Annotated in this window: 12 protein-coding genes; 7 read left to right on the top strand and 5 right to left on the bottom strand. The window is 64.3% G+C overall.

Annotated elements, in window-relative coordinates; translation table 11 throughout:
* The first annotated feature begins 208 nt into the window (after positions 1 to 208).
* The 3 genes from parE to EN862_RS08240 all read left to right on the top strand — a co-directional run bounded on the left by parE (position 209) and on the right by EN862_RS08240 (position 4,913).
* Complete coding sequence (gene parE, locus EN862_RS08250) at positions 209 to 2,263, top strand: DNA topoisomerase IV subunit B (RefSeq protein ID WP_127863623.1); 2,055 nt, start codon at positions 209 to 211, stop codon at positions 2,261 to 2,263.
* 43 nt (positions 2,264 to 2,306) lie between these two features.
* Positions 2,307 to 4,388, top strand: coding sequence for an FUSC family protein (locus tag EN862_RS08245; protein WP_127863622.1), 2,082 nt, complete (start codon positions 2,307 to 2,309; stop codon positions 4,386 to 4,388).
* A gap of 87 nt (positions 4,389 to 4,475) precedes the next feature.
* Positions 4,476 to 4,913 (top strand): VOC family protein, encoded by a 438-nt coding sequence (locus tag EN862_RS08240; protein ID WP_127863621.1) that lies wholly within the window; start codon positions 4,476 to 4,478, stop codon positions 4,911 to 4,913.
* Positions 4,914 to 4,929: 16 nt separating this feature from the next.
* Here EN862_RS08240 and EN862_RS08235 read toward each other — a convergent pair whose 3' ends face one another.
* Positions 4,930 to 6,051 (bottom strand): DUF2336 domain-containing protein, encoded by a 1,122-nt coding sequence (locus EN862_RS08235; RefSeq protein ID WP_127863620.1) that lies wholly within the window; start codon positions 6,049 to 6,051, stop codon positions 4,930 to 4,932.
* Positions 6,052 to 6,201: 150 nt separating this feature from the next.
* On the opposite strand from EN862_RS08235, the gene EN862_RS08230 reads away from it, so the two are divergent.
* On the top strand, positions 6,202 to 6,654 hold the full coding sequence (locus EN862_RS08230) for a MaoC family dehydratase (RefSeq protein ID WP_127863619.1): 453 nt from the start codon (positions 6,202 to 6,204) through the stop codon (positions 6,652 to 6,654).
* The gene (locus tag EN862_RS08225) at positions 6,654 to 7,535 is read left to right on the top strand and encodes a CoA ester lyase (protein WP_127863618.1); all 882 of its coding nucleotides are present in this window, start codon (positions 6,654 to 6,656) and stop codon (positions 7,533 to 7,535) included. The genes EN862_RS08230 and EN862_RS08225 overlap by 1 nt, the downstream gene beginning before the upstream one ends.
* A 2-nt stretch (positions 7,536 to 7,537) precedes the next feature.
* Here EN862_RS08225 and EN862_RS08220 read toward each other — a convergent pair whose 3' ends face one another.
* A complete protein-coding gene (locus EN862_RS08220; protein WP_127863617.1) occupies positions 7,538 to 8,212 on the bottom strand; it encodes an isoprenylcysteine carboxylmethyltransferase family protein in 675 nt (224 codons plus the stop codon).
* Between the two features lie 140 nt (positions 8,213 to 8,352).
* On the opposite strand from EN862_RS08220, the gene EN862_RS08215 reads away from it, so the two are divergent.
* A complete protein-coding gene (locus tag EN862_RS08215; RefSeq protein ID WP_245519523.1) occupies positions 8,353 to 9,111 on the top strand; it encodes a TetR/AcrR family transcriptional regulator in 759 nt (252 codons plus the stop codon).
* 5 nt (positions 9,112 to 9,116) lie between these two features.
* Here the strand turns inward: EN862_RS08215 and EN862_RS08210 are convergent, their stop codons facing one another.
* On the bottom strand, positions 9,117 to 9,701 hold the full coding sequence (locus EN862_RS08210) for a nitroreductase (RefSeq protein ID WP_127863616.1): 585 nt from the start codon (positions 9,699 to 9,701) through the stop codon (positions 9,117 to 9,119).
* Positions 9,702 to 9,872: 171 nt separating this feature from the next.
* On the opposite strand from EN862_RS08210, the gene EN862_RS08205 reads away from it, so the two are divergent.
* Positions 9,873 to 10,838, top strand: a complete 966-nt coding sequence (locus tag EN862_RS08205) for a hypothetical protein (protein ID WP_127863615.1) — start codon at positions 9,873 to 9,875, stop codon at positions 10,836 to 10,838.
* Between the two features lie 15 nt (positions 10,839 to 10,853).
* Here the strand turns inward: EN862_RS08205 and EN862_RS08200 are convergent, their stop codons facing one another.
* Complete coding sequence (locus EN862_RS08200) at positions 10,854 to 11,795, bottom strand: 1-acyl-sn-glycerol-3-phosphate acyltransferase (protein WP_127863614.1); 942 nt, start codon at positions 11,793 to 11,795, stop codon at positions 10,854 to 10,856.
* An 83-nt stretch (positions 11,796 to 11,878) separates the two neighbouring features.
* Positions 11,879 to 13,855, bottom strand: coding sequence for a threonine--tRNA ligase (thrS, locus tag EN862_RS08195; protein ID WP_127863613.1), 1,977 nt, complete (start codon positions 13,853 to 13,855; stop codon positions 11,879 to 11,881).
* Positions 13,856 to 13,900: the final 45 nt, after the last annotated feature.

Raw genomic sequence — 13,900 nt, 5'->3', positions numbered from 1 at the left:
TTTTGTTGGTTGGGCCTCACGCTAGGCGTTAATGTTAAAGAATAAGGAACAGCGGGCCGCGCGGGCCGCCCTATTTCGGCCGGCTTGGTTATCGATTGGTTTTGGAATAAGAGACAGTTTTATCCCTGAACGGAACAGGAACTCGTTCGCCCGCAAAAAGCGTGGCAGTATCGAGACGTGATTCGCATTACCGGACGCTAGACCTCGCATGGACGACAGCAACGACCTCTTCGGCAAGATGGAAAAGCAGGCACAGCCGGTGCGCGCGCCCTCGCGCCCTGCCGATCCGCTGGTGCAGGCGGCGAAGCGCTCGGCCGCCGCCCGCGACGGCAGCGAAAGCTACAGCGCCGCCGATATCGAGGTGCTGGAAGGGCTCGAGCCGGTGCGGCGCCGTCCTGGCATGTATATCGGCGGCACCGACGACAAGGCGATGCATCACCTGTTCGCCGAGGTCATCGACAATTCGATGGACGAAGCCGTGGCCGGCCACGCCACCTTCATCGACGTCGAGCTTTCCGCCGACGGCTTCCTGACCGTCACCGACAATGGCCGCGGCATCCCGGTCGATCCGCATCCGAAATTCAAGAAGCCGGCGCTCGAAGTCATCATGACGACGCTGCATTCGGGCGGCAAGTTCGACTCCAAGGTCTATGAGACCTCCGGCGGCCTGCACGGCGTCGGCGTTTCGGTCGTCAACGCGCTGTCCGACCACCTCGAAGTCGAGGTCGCGCGCGGCCGCCAGCTCTACCGCCAGCGTTTTTCCCGCGGCGTCCCGGTCAGCGGCCTCGAGCATCTGGGCGAGGTCCATAACCGCCGCGGCACGAGGACCCGTTTCCACCCCGACGAGCAGATCTTCGGCAAGGGCGCCGCCTTCGAGCCGGCGCGGCTTTATCGCATGGCGCGCTCGAAGGCCTATCTGTTCGGCGGCGTCGAGATCCGCTGGAGCTGCGATCCGTCGCTGATCAAGGAGAAGGACCAGACGCCGGCCAAGGCCGAATTTCATTTCCCCGGCGGCCTGAAGGACTATCTCAAGGCGACGCTGGGCGACGAGTTCCAGGTCACGCGCGAGGTTTTTGCCGGCAAGAGCGACAAGCAGGGTGGCCACGGTTCGCTGGAATGGGCGGTGACCTGGTTCGGCGGCGACGGATTCCTCAACTCCTACTGCAACACCATCCCGACCCCCGAAGGCGGCACGCATGAGGCCGGTTTCCGTAACGTGCTGGCGCGCGGACTGCGCGCCTATGCCGACCTGATCGGCAACAAGCGCGCCTCGATCATCACCACCGAGGACGTGATGATCTCGGCCGCCGGCATGCTGTCGGTGTTCATCCGCGAGCCGGAATTCGTCGGCCAGACCAAGGACAGGCTGGCGACCATCGAGGCGATGCGCATCGTTGAAAACGCCATCCGCGACCCGTTCGACCATTGGCTCGCCGACAATCCGCAGGAAGCCTCGAAGCTTCTCGAATGGGTCATCGCGCGCGCCGACGAGCGCGTGCGCCGCCGCCAGGAAAAGGAAGTCTCGCGCAAGACCGCCGTGCGCAAGCTGCGCCTTCCGGGCAAGCTCGCCGACTGCACGCAGAATGCGGCCGCCGGCGCCGAGATCTTCATCGTCGAGGGCGACTCGGCCGGCGGCTCGGCCAAGCAGGCGCGCGACCGCGCCAGCCAGGCGGTGCTGCCGCTGCGCGGCAAGATCCTCAACGTCGCCAGCGCCGGCAACGACAAGCTTGCCGCCAACCAGCAGATCTCCGACCTCATCCAGGCGCTCGGCTGCGGCACGCGCTCGAAGTACCGCGACGAGGACCTGCGCTACGACCGCGTGATCATCATGACCGACGCCGACGTCGACGGCGCGCACATCGCCTCGCTGTTGATCACCTTCTTCTATCAGGAGATGCCGAACCTGATCCGCGGCGGCCATCTCTACATGGCAGTGCCGCCGCTCTATTCGATCCGGCAAGGCGGCAAGGTCGGCTACGCCCGCGACGACGCGCATAAGGACGAATTGCTGCGCACCGAATTCACCGGACGCGGCAAGGTCGAGATCGGCCGCTTCAAGGGCCTGGGCGAGATGATGGCCTCGCAGCTCAAGGAGACCACGATGGATCCGAAGAAGCGCACGCTTCTGCGGGTCGACGTGATCGACGCCGAGCAGGCCACCAAGGATGCCGTCGACGCGCTCATGGGCACCAAGCCCGAAGCCCGCTTCCGCTTCATCCAGGAGCGCGCCGAATTCGCCGAGACGGACGTGCTGGATATCTGAACGCCGTCCGGTCAATAACAGGCTCCGATATGGAGACGGGCATGTGACCTGGACGCGGCTCAAAGAGCTTGCCGAAGCATCGCTGAGCGGCCTGACACAGCCGACCCGTTCGGATTGGATTTTCGCACTGCGCACGGTTTCGGCGGGACTGATCGCGCTTCTTGCCGCTTACGCGCTGAGGCTCGACCATCCGCAATGGGCGATGATGACGGTGTTCATCGTCGCCCAGCCGGTGGCCGGAATGGTGTTGGCGAAGGGCTTCTACCGGCTGCTCGGCACGCTGGCCGGCGGCCTGGCCGCGATCGGTGTAACATCCCTATCCGGTACCAATCCCTGGCTGCTGGTCACTGTCCTGGCGCTCTGGGTCGGCATCTGCACGCTCGTATCCTCTCTGCTACGCAACCCGGAGGCCTATGGCGCGGCGCTTGCAGGCTACACGGCGATGATCATCAGCCTGCCGGCGCTCGGCCAACCGATTGTCGTTGTCGACCTCGCCATCGCGCGCTGCGCCGAGATCGTGCTTGGCATCCTATGCGCCGGTGTGACGAGCCGGCTGATCCTGCCGAAGCTCGCGGCTGACGCCATCATTTCCAGGCTGAAGCGCAGCATCCTCGATCTCGCGGAATATGCGTCCGGGGCTTTTTCCGGCGGCGATCCGGCAAGCCTTGCCGCGCTCCAGCGCAAGCTGATCACCGACGCCCAGACGCTCGCTGAAATGCGCACCTATGCGCGGCTGGAAGCGCCGAGTTTCGCCCCCCGCGCCCATCCGGTGAGGCGCACCATTGGTCAGCTTCTGTGGGCGCTGTCGGCGGCCCGCACGCTGCACAGCCACCGCGCGCCGAAGAATGCGGCGCTCATCCCCATGCGACGCGACTTGAAAGCCTTTGTCGGCGAGCTGGCTGCGACACCCGGCGCGCTCGACGACACGGGCCCCTGGGTGGCGCGGCTCGACGCGATCGCGAGCAAGGCCAGAGAGGTGCCGGGGCTGCCCGACGATGCCAGTACAATCGATGACGCCGAGGACAAGGTAGGCACCATCACTCGCCTCACCATTGCCGGCGATTTTGCCGAAGCGCTGAAACAGGTGTTGGACGGCCTCGAGGCGCTTCGCTCGCCCGTCTCCCGGAAATCGAATGAGGGAAGCCAGCCGGCTCTGGTCGTCCACCGCGACTATCAGGCCGCATGGCGCAACGCCGTGCGCGCCGCGCTCGCGACGCTGCTCGTTGCAGTCTTCTGGCTGACGACCAAATGGTCGGAAGCAGCCGGCACCGTTATCCTTGTCGCAGTGGTCTCCAGCCTGTTCGCGGCGCGCCCCGATCCCGTGCAATCCGCTTGGGGTTTCTTCGCCGGCACCCTTATCGCGCTGCCCTTTGCCTTTCTGGTCGGCCAGGTCGCGCTGCCGGCGCTGCCCGGCTTCGGCTGGTTCACGCTCTTCGTCGTGCCGATCCTGGTGCCTGCGGCGCTCGGCATGGCCAATCCACGTCATGTCGGCGTCGCCACCGCTTTCGCCATCAACTTCCTCGCCTTCCTCAGCCCGCATCAGCAGATGATCTATGATCCTGGACCATTCTTCGCGGGCTCGGCCTCGATCCTGGTCGGCATCCTGATCGCCATCGGCGTCTTCATCGTCGTTCTGCCTGCCGATCCGTGGGTCACCGTGGAGCGTATCTCGCAGGCGATGCGCGAGGATCTGGCGCGGCTTTGCCTGCATGAGCGGATACCTCGGCGTTCGGCTTTCGAAAGCCTCGCCTATGACCGGATCAATCAGTTGATGCCGCAGGTGCAGCGAACGGGCCGCAGGGGCGACCCCATTCTTGGCGGCAGCATCGCCGCCGTCACCGTCGGGCTGGAGGTGCTGCGGCTTCGCCATGCGCAACTGAACTCCGCCGTACCGCGCGAGACAGTCGAATCCATCGGCAATTTTCTGCGCGGCCTGGCGCGCGAATTGTTGTTCCGGCGGCCGGGCGAGCCGCAGACCGCGACCATCGCGGTGGCTAGGCAATATGCGGCCAGCATCGGCGAACGCAGCGATCGGCTCGAAATGCTGCGGATCGCCGCCTCGCTGCGCATCATCGCCGCGGCGATGGAAGACTATCCGGATTTCTTTGCCAAGGGCCGCGCTTGAACAATTCGGGGCCATGTCGCGTTTCAGGTCGGACCGGTTTGGAAATGGTTCCTTGTTGGATTGGTCGACACTTTTTAGGTTGGACACATGGCGCTCAAACGGATGGACAACGTCGGAATCGTCGTCGAAGACCTGAATGGGGCGATTGATTTCTTTCGTGAGCTCGGCCTTGAACTCGAAGGACAGGCGTTGATCGAAGGAGAATGGGCCGGACGCGTCACTGGACTGGGCGATCAGCATGTCGAGATTGCTATGATGCGCATGCCGGACGGCCACGGCCGGCTCGAGCTGTCCCGCTTCCTCAGGCCACCGGTGGTGGCGGACCATCGCAACGCCCCGGTAAACGCCCTGGGCTATCTCCGCGTCATGTTCGCCGTGGACGACATCGACGACACGCTGGAGAGGCTTCGCAAGCGTGGCGCCGAGCTCGTCGGCGAAGTCGTCCGGTACAAGGACGCGTATCGGCTCTGCTACATCCGTGGGCCTGAAGGGCTTCTCATCGGACTTGCCCAGGAACTCAGCTGAAACCTGATATGTGTCCTTAGGCCGCGGCGATCGCGAGCGCGTGTCCGCGCGCGTTTTCACGCAGCGCGTCGAGATGGATCGACTTCACCAGCCCGGCGAGATCGCCTTCGGCCGATTGGCCGCCAAGTTCCTTCAGCATCAGCCAGCTCACTTCCTGCACGCCGGCGAGACGCCGGCCATTGGCGACCTCGCGCCAGATCTTGAGCGCGCGCAGGATGACGGCATGCGTGGCCGGCGCAAGCCCGGCGCTGCGGAACAGTGCCTGCAGCGCCACGTCGTGCCCGCCGGCCAGAAGCGCCGTTACCCTCTGCTCGGACTGTCGGGCAAGCGCCACCAGCGTCGAACCGAAGAAGTCGACCTTGCCATGGGCAATGGTCCGGATGATGAAGCTGGCGGTGAGGTCGCCGCGCAGCCGCAGATGCTCGATCAACGCTGCATGCTCTTCCATGCGCGTTCCCTCGATCAGTGTTACCGAGGCCTTCACGCAGGCGTCGCGCATCACGCGATCGGCGCGCGCGGCACCCATCATCGCCAGCACAAGTGGCGACCCTTTCAGGGTCTCGCCAAGCTTGACCAGCAACATATGCCGGCAGTCGGCCGGCAGGCGCCGATCGGCGATCAGTGCCTCGCGCACCAGCGGCACGTGGCCATGCCGCTCGGCCATGCGGCGGAAGCTGAGCGAAGCGATCTCCGCGCCGCTGTTCCCGACCAGCGCCGCGCAGGCCTCCGCCTCGCCGATCTCGGCGATTGCCGCCGCCAGCGACATCGAGACGACCGGCCGGTTGGCGATCAGCTTCTGCGTCGCCTTCTGGCCGCAGGCGACGCGCTCGACAAGATCGCCATCGGTAAGCAGCGGCGAACGCGCCAGCACCAGCGCCGCCACTTCCGGCTGATCGGCGGCCAGCGCGCTGATCACCTGCGGCGGCGCGTGATGGCTCATCGACAGCGCCTCGGCGAGCGCCAGGCGCACCTTGGCGGAAGCATCATCCAGAAGCAGCGTCAGCGCCGCCTCTGCGGCACAGCGGTCCTCGAACGGCAGATCGGAATTGATATAGGCGCGCGCCAATGCGCTCGCGGCGGCGGCGCGCTCGGAAACCCTTGCCGTATCAATCCATTTTAGAAAGTGCGAAACAACCATGCCGACCTGCTACGCCCTGCCGGAATGTCCCCGGCCCCGCTGTGAACGGTAGGCTGGAAATGGTTTACGAACGGTTCACCATATTTCTTAACCGGCTTGATGGAGGCGCGGCCAACGCCTATCAAGCGGTGGAATTGGAGGAGGTCGAGCATGGCCGGGCTTTATCTGGAAGAGTTTGTTGTCGGCCACGTCTTCCACCACACGCTGCGCAAGACGGTGACCGAGAGCGACAACATGTTGTTCTCGGTGATGACGCTGAACCCGCAGCCTTTGCACATCGATTTCGACTTTGCGGCGAAAACCGAATGGGGCAAGCCGCTGGTGAATTCGCTGTTCACGCTCGGCCTGATGATCGGCATTTCGGTGAACGACATCACCGTCGGCACGACGGTCGCCAATCTCGGCATGAAGGAAACGGTGTTCCCGCACCCCGTTTTCCACGGCGACACCATCCGGGTCGAGACGACGGTCGTCTCGCTGCGCGAGTCCAAGTCGAAGCCCGATCGCGGCATCGTCGAGTTCGAGCACCGCGCCTACAATCAAAATGACGTTCTTGTCGCCAAATGCACAAGGCAGGCGATGATGCTGAAGAAGGCTGCCTGATGCGCTCGCTGCTGTTCGTGCCCGGAGATTCCGCGCGGAAGCTGGAAAAAGGCTTCACGGCCGGTGCCGACGTGGTCATCGTCGATCTCGAGGATTCCGTGGCGGCTGCCAACAAGGTTGCGGCGCGCGCGACCGCGGCTGGTTTCATCTCGAGCCAAATGCGCCAGACAGGCTCGATCGTCTATGTGCGGGTCAACGACCTTTCGACGGGTCTGACAGACGATGATCTGGCCGCGCTGGTTCCTGCAAAACCCGACGGCATCATGCTGCCCAAGTCGAACAGCGGGCAGGATGTCCAGCAACTCGCGGCAAAGCTTCGGGTCCACGAAGCCGAAAGCGGACTGCCGGACGGCGGCATAAAAATCCTACCGATCATCACTGAGACCGCGGCAGGCGTCCTGGCGGCGGCAAGCTATGCCGGCGCAAGCGCGCGGCTCGCCGGCCTGACCTGGGGCGCGGAGGATTTGTCGGCCGCGATCGGTGCGCGCACGGCCCGCGACGAGAACGGCCGCTATACCGACGTGTTCCGCCTGGCGCGCACCTTGACCATCCTGGCCGCGGGCGCGGCGGAAGTCGCTGCCATCGACACCGTCTTTCCCGATTTCCGCGACATGGCCGCCTTCGAGAAAGAATGCCGCGAGGCAGAGCGCGACGGCTTCACCGGCAAGATGGCGATCCATCCGGCGCAGGTGCCGATCATCAACGCCGCCTTCACGCCGTCGGCCGAAGCGGTCGAGCGGTCTCGGGCGATCGTCGAGGCTTTCGCGGCGGCGGGAAATCCGGGCGTCGTCGGCATCAACGGCAAGATGTATGACAGGCCGCATCTGCGGCTGGCCGAACGGCTGCTGGCCCGCGCCAAGGCGTCGGGCACATCTGCCTGAGATTACCAGACCATCGGGATGAGTTTGTAGCGCACGCGCGCGGCGTAGTCGTCATAGCCCCGCAGGCCGGTCCGCAGGGTCTTTTCCTCGACGAAGGTGCGGATGGCGAGCAGGACGATGAAGACGAGGACCAACGCCAGCCCCCACCAGGAGCCGAGCACCAGCGCCGTTCCGGCGAAATAAACTATGGCGCCCGCATACATAGGGTGGCGTACATAGCCGTATGGGCCGGTGGTGATCACCTTCTGCCCACGCTCGTCCTGGATCTTCACGACAGGCGCCGCGAAACTGTTTTCCAGCATCGTGCGATAGCAGATCCAGATGCCGACGAGCAGGACCAGCATGCCGATCGCCTGCACCCAGACGGGAGCTTCCGACCAGCCGAAACGGAAGTCGAGCCCCATCAAGACCAGCCAGGCGAAGATGCCGAGCAGCAATATGCTCAGCACTATCTTGTCGGCCGCGGTCTGGGTCTTCTGGATCGGCGGGCGAAGGCGTTCATTCATCAGGCCTGGATCGCGCCGGGCGAGCGCCACGCCCATGGAAAGGCTCAGTCCGACCATCACGACTATGTACACCCAGGCACCCCACCAGTGCAGCGTTCCTGCAGACACGAACATCAGCGCGCCCATCACACCGAACCACACGAATGTCTGGAAAACCAATCTCGAGATCATGACGAACCTTCCATGGCATGCCGCCAGCCGCGATTTGGCCGAATCCGACCGGTAGTCTATTATACCGACCGACGGTCTATAACTCAAGGTACGCCCGGCACTCTGGACGAGAACGGCCGCCGCATGCACAAGGTTTCGCTATGCCCCGCATCATCAAGCATCCGGACATCAGGCGCGAAGAACTGCTGGACCATGCCCAGGCCCTATTCCTGGCGCGTGGCTACGACAAAGCGAGCCTCAACGACGTCATCGCGGCCGCCGGCGTCTCAAAGGGCGCCTTCTATCACTACTTCGCCTCCAAGGAGGCGTTGCTGGAGGCATTGGCCGAGCGTTTCGCCAGGCAGGCACTGGCCGGTGTCCAGAAGATTCTCGACGATCCGGACCTCGATCCGCTTGGGCGCCTGAACGCGCTCCTCGCGCAGTCGCGCCAGGCCAAGATCGAAACCGCGCCGGAAGCATGGGCGCTGTTCGAGACATTGTTTCGCGCGGAAAACCTGGTGCTTTTCCACCGCATCAACCTGGCCGCGAGCAAGTCCTTCTCGCCGATCCTGGTGGAGATCATCCGCCAAGGCGTCGAAGACGGAACATTCCGGACTTTCGATCCCGAGGGCGTTGCCGACATCGTCATGCAGTTCGGCCTGGCCACCCACGATGTGGTTGCCAAGGCGTTCGCCGGCGGCAGCGATGCCGACATGGACGTCGCGATCGAGGCGCTGGAGAGGCGTGTCAGGCTCTACGAGATCGCGCTCGACCGCATTCTAGGACTGCCGGACGGCAGCATCCGGATCGGTGAGCCCGGCTACGTGCGCGCCGTCATGACAGCGCGCCGCTCCAATCCTGCCGTCGGCGCGGGCGCATCGAAGGATCGTGAGTTGGCCCACGCTCCTTCGCGGCATTAGGCCGCTCATCCCGCCCAGGGACCGGTGTAGTCGGCATAGAGCTTGGCTGGATCGGGCCGAGGCCTTTCCGGCGCCGGGCTCTGGCAGGAGCCGATATGAACGAAGCCGACGACGCGCTCCTGCGGCGAGAGCCCGAGGATCGCCCTGCCCTCCGGCACGTCGGAGTACCAGTTGCTGATCATGTTGGTGCCATAGCCCAGCGCGTTGGCCGCGATCATCAGGTTCATGGCCGCCATGCCGCCCGACAGGAACATCTCCCATTGCGGGATCTTCGGGTTCTCCTTCGGCACCGACACGACGCCGATCACCAGCGGGGCGCGCGAGAAGCGCGCCAGCTCCTGGTTGCGCCTGCCCTCCGGCAACGGCCCCTCGCGCTGCTCGGCAAGTGCTGCCAGCTTCTTGCCGATCTCGATGCGCGCCTCACCGCGATAAAGGATGAACCGCCAGGGCTCGAGCCGGCCGTGGTCGGGAACGCGCGAGGCAGCCGTGATCATCGTCGCGATCTCGGCATCGCTCGGTGCCGGTTCCTTGAGGTCGGGGATCGGCGCGGAATTGCGGGTGAGCAGGAAGTCGATGATCGGCGACGCCATGGGCGCAAGTCTCCTCAGCATTCTATAGTACTCAATTTTGAGCTGAAGCACGCCATCGGGATGTCGGGCGGCTCGGGCGGTGGCGTTTTTGCGCCGGATAAGAAGCCGCCGCGCGGCGCGGCGCGCTTCTAGGCCTTGAAATTGCCACCGGCTTGGGCTTCAACGCAAGGCATGTTTGAGGGGACACTGCGCCTTTTCGTGATCGCGCTGGTCGCCGCGTTGTTCGCGGTGCCGGTTTCCTTCGCGCTGGCCCAGAACGCCAACGATGTCGGCGACCTCAAGCTTCCAGGCATTTCGAGCTACGCGACGCCGAAGACAGGAGCACCGCTGGCGCTTGGCAATGGCGGCGCCATCACCCTGTCGGCGCAACTGACCGACAAGGGCGCCGACATCACCCGTGGCATTGTCTGGCGGGTGTTCAAACCGCAACCGTCCAGCGACGGCAAGCTTCCGATGGTGGCCTCAGCCCATGGCGGCACGGCCGTGTTCCAGCTCGACCCCGGCAGCTATCTCGTCCACGCCTCTTATGGACGCGCCGGCGCCACCAAACGCATCACCGTCGGCAAGGACGCCAGGCGCGAAAGCCTCGTCCTCGACGCCGGCGGCCTCAAGCTCGACGCAGTGACCTCCGGCGGCGCGCCCATCCAGTCGAAGAAGCTGCGCTTCTCGATCTATGAAGACCATCCCGCCGCAAATGGCGACCGCGCGCTGATCGCCCCCGACGTCGCGCCGAACACCGTGGTGCGGCTGAACGCCGGCACCTACCACGTCGTCTCCACCTATGGCGCGGTCAACGCCGTGATCCGCTCCGATATCCGCGTCGAGGCCGGCAAGCTGACCGAGGCAACCGTCGAGCACCGCGCCGCCGAGATGACGATGAAGCTGGTGCGCGAGCCCGGCGGCGAGGCCATTGCCGATACGTCCTGGTCGCTGCTCAACGAGAGCGGCGACCCGATCAAGGAAGCGGTCGGCGCCTTCGCCTCGATGGTACTGGCCGAGGGCCAGTACACGATCATCGCCAAGAACCGCGACCGCATCTACCAGAAGGATTTCACGGTCGTCGCCGGTCAGAACCAGGAAATCGAGGTTCTGGCCAATGAACAGTCCGCGATCGACCCTGAAGAAGGCGCGGACTAAAACAAGCTCACGCTTTCAGGCCGCCTTGCGTATCCGCTTCGGCAGGAACGGCACGCGGCCACGCTGCGCAGCAGGCGCAGCCAGGTCAAACACCGCGCGGTAGAGGCGGTCGAGCAGCGCCTTGCGGTCGCGCAGCGGCTCGAGGTCGCTCCATGTCAGCACATCGCCGATGCGCACCTCGATCTCCTTGCCCGACAGGCGGGCAAACTCACGGATAAGCAAGGAAAGGCGCAGCGTCAGCGATGTCCTGCCGATGAATTTGGCCACGCGGTTATCGCGCTCGGCCATGTTCATGGGGCCGCTGACGAGGTGGAACAGCCGGCCGTTCTGGCCGGAAAAGTGCATCGGGATCACAGAGGCCTTGGCCTCCTGCACCAGCTTGGCCGGGAACATCTTCCATGGCAGGTCGATGGCGCGACCGAACACCTTTGGCGCGGTGGCGACACCACCAGCGGGGAAGATTACTATAGTGACGCCTTCCTTCAGCAGCCGCACCGCTTCGTGGCGCATTGCCATGTTGTTCTTCAGTGCTTCCTTGGTTTCGGAAAAGTCGACAGGCAGCGAAAAGGGCTCCATCTCGCGGATCCTGAGCAGATCCTTGTGGATCATGACCCGGAAAGGCCGACCGATCTGCTCGACCAGCGACAGCACCGCAATGCCGTCGCCGATGCCGAAAGGATGGTTGGCGACGATGACCAGCGGTGTCTCCGGCAGCGCCGCCGGCGGCCACTGCACGGCGTTGCGGACCTTGACGTCGATCAGTTCCAGCATACGGCTGAACACGCGATCGCCGGTCGGCACCACCTGCCGGCGCCAGAAATCATAAAGCACGGCGAAGCGATCGCGCCCCGACAGGCCCTCGACGGAATGGATGAACCAGCGCGTCAGCACCGGCTGATGCAGGTTGGCATAGGAGAGCTCGGGAAAACGTCTTTCCCGCAGTTTCAATTTGAGCATGGCGGCTCGTTACAGGGCTGGCGTGACAGGCATATGAAAATGGCGGTGGACCGGCCACCGCCATTTTGGAAAGTGTTGGTATGTCAGGCTGCCGCGCGACGCTTGCGATCCGGCGAGACCGCCTCGTCGGCGAGAGCCTTCACCGCATCGCCGAGCTTCAGCGATTCCTGGTCGCGCGAGCCCAGGCGGCGGACATTGACGGTTTCCTCCTCGGCCTCGCGCTTGCCGCAGACGAGAATGACCGGCACCTTGGCGAGCGAATGCTCGCGCACCTTGTAGTTGATCTTCTCGTTGCGCAGGTCGGCCTCGGCGAGCAGCCCCGCGGCCTTCAGCCGGTCGACGACTTTCAGTGCGTATTCGTCCGCATCCGAGGTGATCGTCGCCACCACCACCTGCAGCGGCGCGAACCACAGCGGGAAATGGCCGGAATAGTTCTCGATCAGGATGCCGAGGAACCGCTCCATCGAGCCGCAGACGGCGCGATGCACCATCACCGGCTGCTTCTTTTCCGAATCCGAGCCGATATAGAAAGCGCCGAAGCGCTCCGGCAGGTTGAAGTCGACCTGCGTGGTGCCGCACTGCCATTCGCGGCCGATGGCGTCCTTCAGCACATATTCGAACTTCGGCCCGTAGAAAGCGCCCTCGCCCGGATTGATCGAGGTCTTGATGCGGTTGCCGGAGCGCGTGCGGATCGTGTCCAGCACGTTGCTCATGATCGCCTCGGCATGGTCCCAGGCCTCATCGGTGCCGACGCGCTTGTCCGGCCGCGTCGACAGCTTCACGCTGACCTCGTCGAAGCCGAAATCGGCATAGGTCGACAGGATCAGATCGTTGATGCGCAGGCATTCGGCGGCGAGCTGCTCCTCGGTGCAGAAGATATGCGCGTCGTCCTGCGTGAAGCCGCGCACGCGCATCAGCCCGTGCAGCGCGCCCGATGGCTCATAGCGATGCACATTGCCGAACTCCGCAAGTTTTACGGGCAGTTCTCGGTAAGACTTCAACCCATGCTTGAAGATCTGCACATGGCCCGGACAGTTCATCGGCTTCAGCGCGAAGACGCGGTCGTCGTCCGTGTCGTCGCCGGCGACGGTCACCTTGAACATCGCGTCACGATACCAGCCCCAGTGTCCCGAGGTCTCCCACAGGCTCTTGTCCAGAACTTGCGGCGCGTTGACTTCCTGATAGCCATGCTCGTCCAGGCGGCGGCGCATGTAGTTGATCAGGTTCTGCACCATCTTCCAGCCCTTGGCGTGCCAGAAGACGACGCCCGGGCCTTCTTCCTGGAAATGGAACAGGTCCATCTCGCGGCCGAGCTTGCGGTGGTCGCGCTTCTCGGCCTCCTCCAGCAGCGTCTGGTAGGCGTCGAGCTGCGCCTGGTCAGCCCACGCGGTGCCGTAGATGCGCGTCAGCATCGGATTGTTGGAATCACCGCGCCAGTAGGCACCGGCCACCTTCATCAGCTTGAAGGCGTTGCCGATCTGCCCGGTCGAAGCCATGTGCGGACCGCGGCAGAGGTCGAACCAGTCGCCCTGCGCGTAGATCTTGAGGTCCTGGTCTTCCGGAATGGCGTCGATCAGCTCGAGCTTGTAGCGCTCGCCCTTGTCGGCGAACACCTTTTTAGCCTTCTCGCGCGACCAGACTTCCTTGGTGAACGGCTTGTTGCGCTGGATGATCTCGCGCATCTTCTTCTCGATCACCGGGAAATCGTCCGGCGTGAACGGCTCGTTCCTGGCGAAGTCGTAGTAGAATCCGTTCTCGATCACCGGTCCGATGGTCACCTGCGTTCCCGGCCAAAGCTCCTGCACGGCCTCGGCCAGCACATGCGCCGCATCATGGCGGATGAGCTCCAGCGCGCGCGGATCCTCGCGGGTGATGATCTCGACCTTGCCGGACTTGCCGAGCGGATCGGAAAGATCGCGCAAGGTACCGTCGAGGCTGTAGGCGACAGCTTTCTTGGCCAGCGACTTGGATATCGACTCGGCAAGCGCCGCGCCGGTCAGCGCCGCGTCGTAGTCGCGGACCGAGCCATCGGGAAATGTCAGGGAAACGGAATTCGGCATCAGGGTTCTCCTATCCAGTCCCGCAAACGAGCGCGGGTGGTGAAA

The sequence above is a fragment of the Mesorhizobium sp. M2E.F.Ca.ET.219.01.1.1 genome (assembly GCF_004016445.2).
Taxonomy (GTDB): Bacteria; Pseudomonadota; Alphaproteobacteria; order Rhizobiales; family Rhizobiaceae; genus Mesorhizobium.
This window is presented reverse-complemented; position numbering and strand designations above follow the sequence as displayed.

Excerpts from the sequence above, each read along its gene's own strand:
- EN862_RS08200 (WP_127863614.1), bottom strand. The coding sequence starts at position 11,795 with ATGCTCAAATTGAAACTGCGGGAAAGACGTTTTCCCGAGCTCTCCTAT.
- parE (WP_127863623.1), top strand. The coding sequence starts at position 209 with ATGGACGACAGCAACGACCTCTTCGGCAAGATGGAAAAGCAGGCACAG.
- EN862_RS08230 (WP_127863619.1), top strand. The coding sequence starts at position 6,202 with ATGGCCGGGCTTTATCTGGAAGAGTTTGTTGTCGGCCACGTCTTCCAC.
- EN862_RS08240 (WP_127863621.1), top strand. The coding sequence starts at position 4,476 with ATGGCGCTCAAACGGATGGACAACGTCGGAATCGTCGTCGAAGACCTG.
- EN862_RS08210 (WP_127863616.1), bottom strand. The coding sequence starts at position 9,701 with ATGGCGTCGCCGATCATCGACTTCCTGCTCACCCGCAATTCCGCGCCG.
- EN862_RS08220 (WP_127863617.1), bottom strand. The coding sequence starts at position 8,212 with ATGATCTCGAGATTGGTTTTCCAGACATTCGTGTGGTTCGGTGTGATG.
- EN862_RS08225 (WP_127863618.1), top strand. The coding sequence starts at position 6,654 with ATGCGCTCGCTGCTGTTCGTGCCCGGAGATTCCGCGCGGAAGCTGGAA.
- EN862_RS08215 (WP_245519523.1), top strand. The coding sequence starts at position 8,353 with ATGCCCCGCATCATCAAGCATCCGGACATCAGGCGCGAAGAACTGCTG.
- EN862_RS08235 (WP_127863620.1), bottom strand. The coding sequence starts at position 6,051 with ATGGTTGTTTCGCACTTTCTAAAATGGATTGATACGGCAAGGGTTTCC.
- thrS (WP_127863613.1), bottom strand. The coding sequence starts at position 13,855 with ATGCCGAATTCCGTTTCCCTGACATTTCCCGATGGCTCGGTCCGCGAC.
- EN862_RS08205 (WP_127863615.1), top strand. The coding sequence starts at position 9,873 with ATGTTTGAGGGGACACTGCGCCTTTTCGTGATCGCGCTGGTCGCCGCG.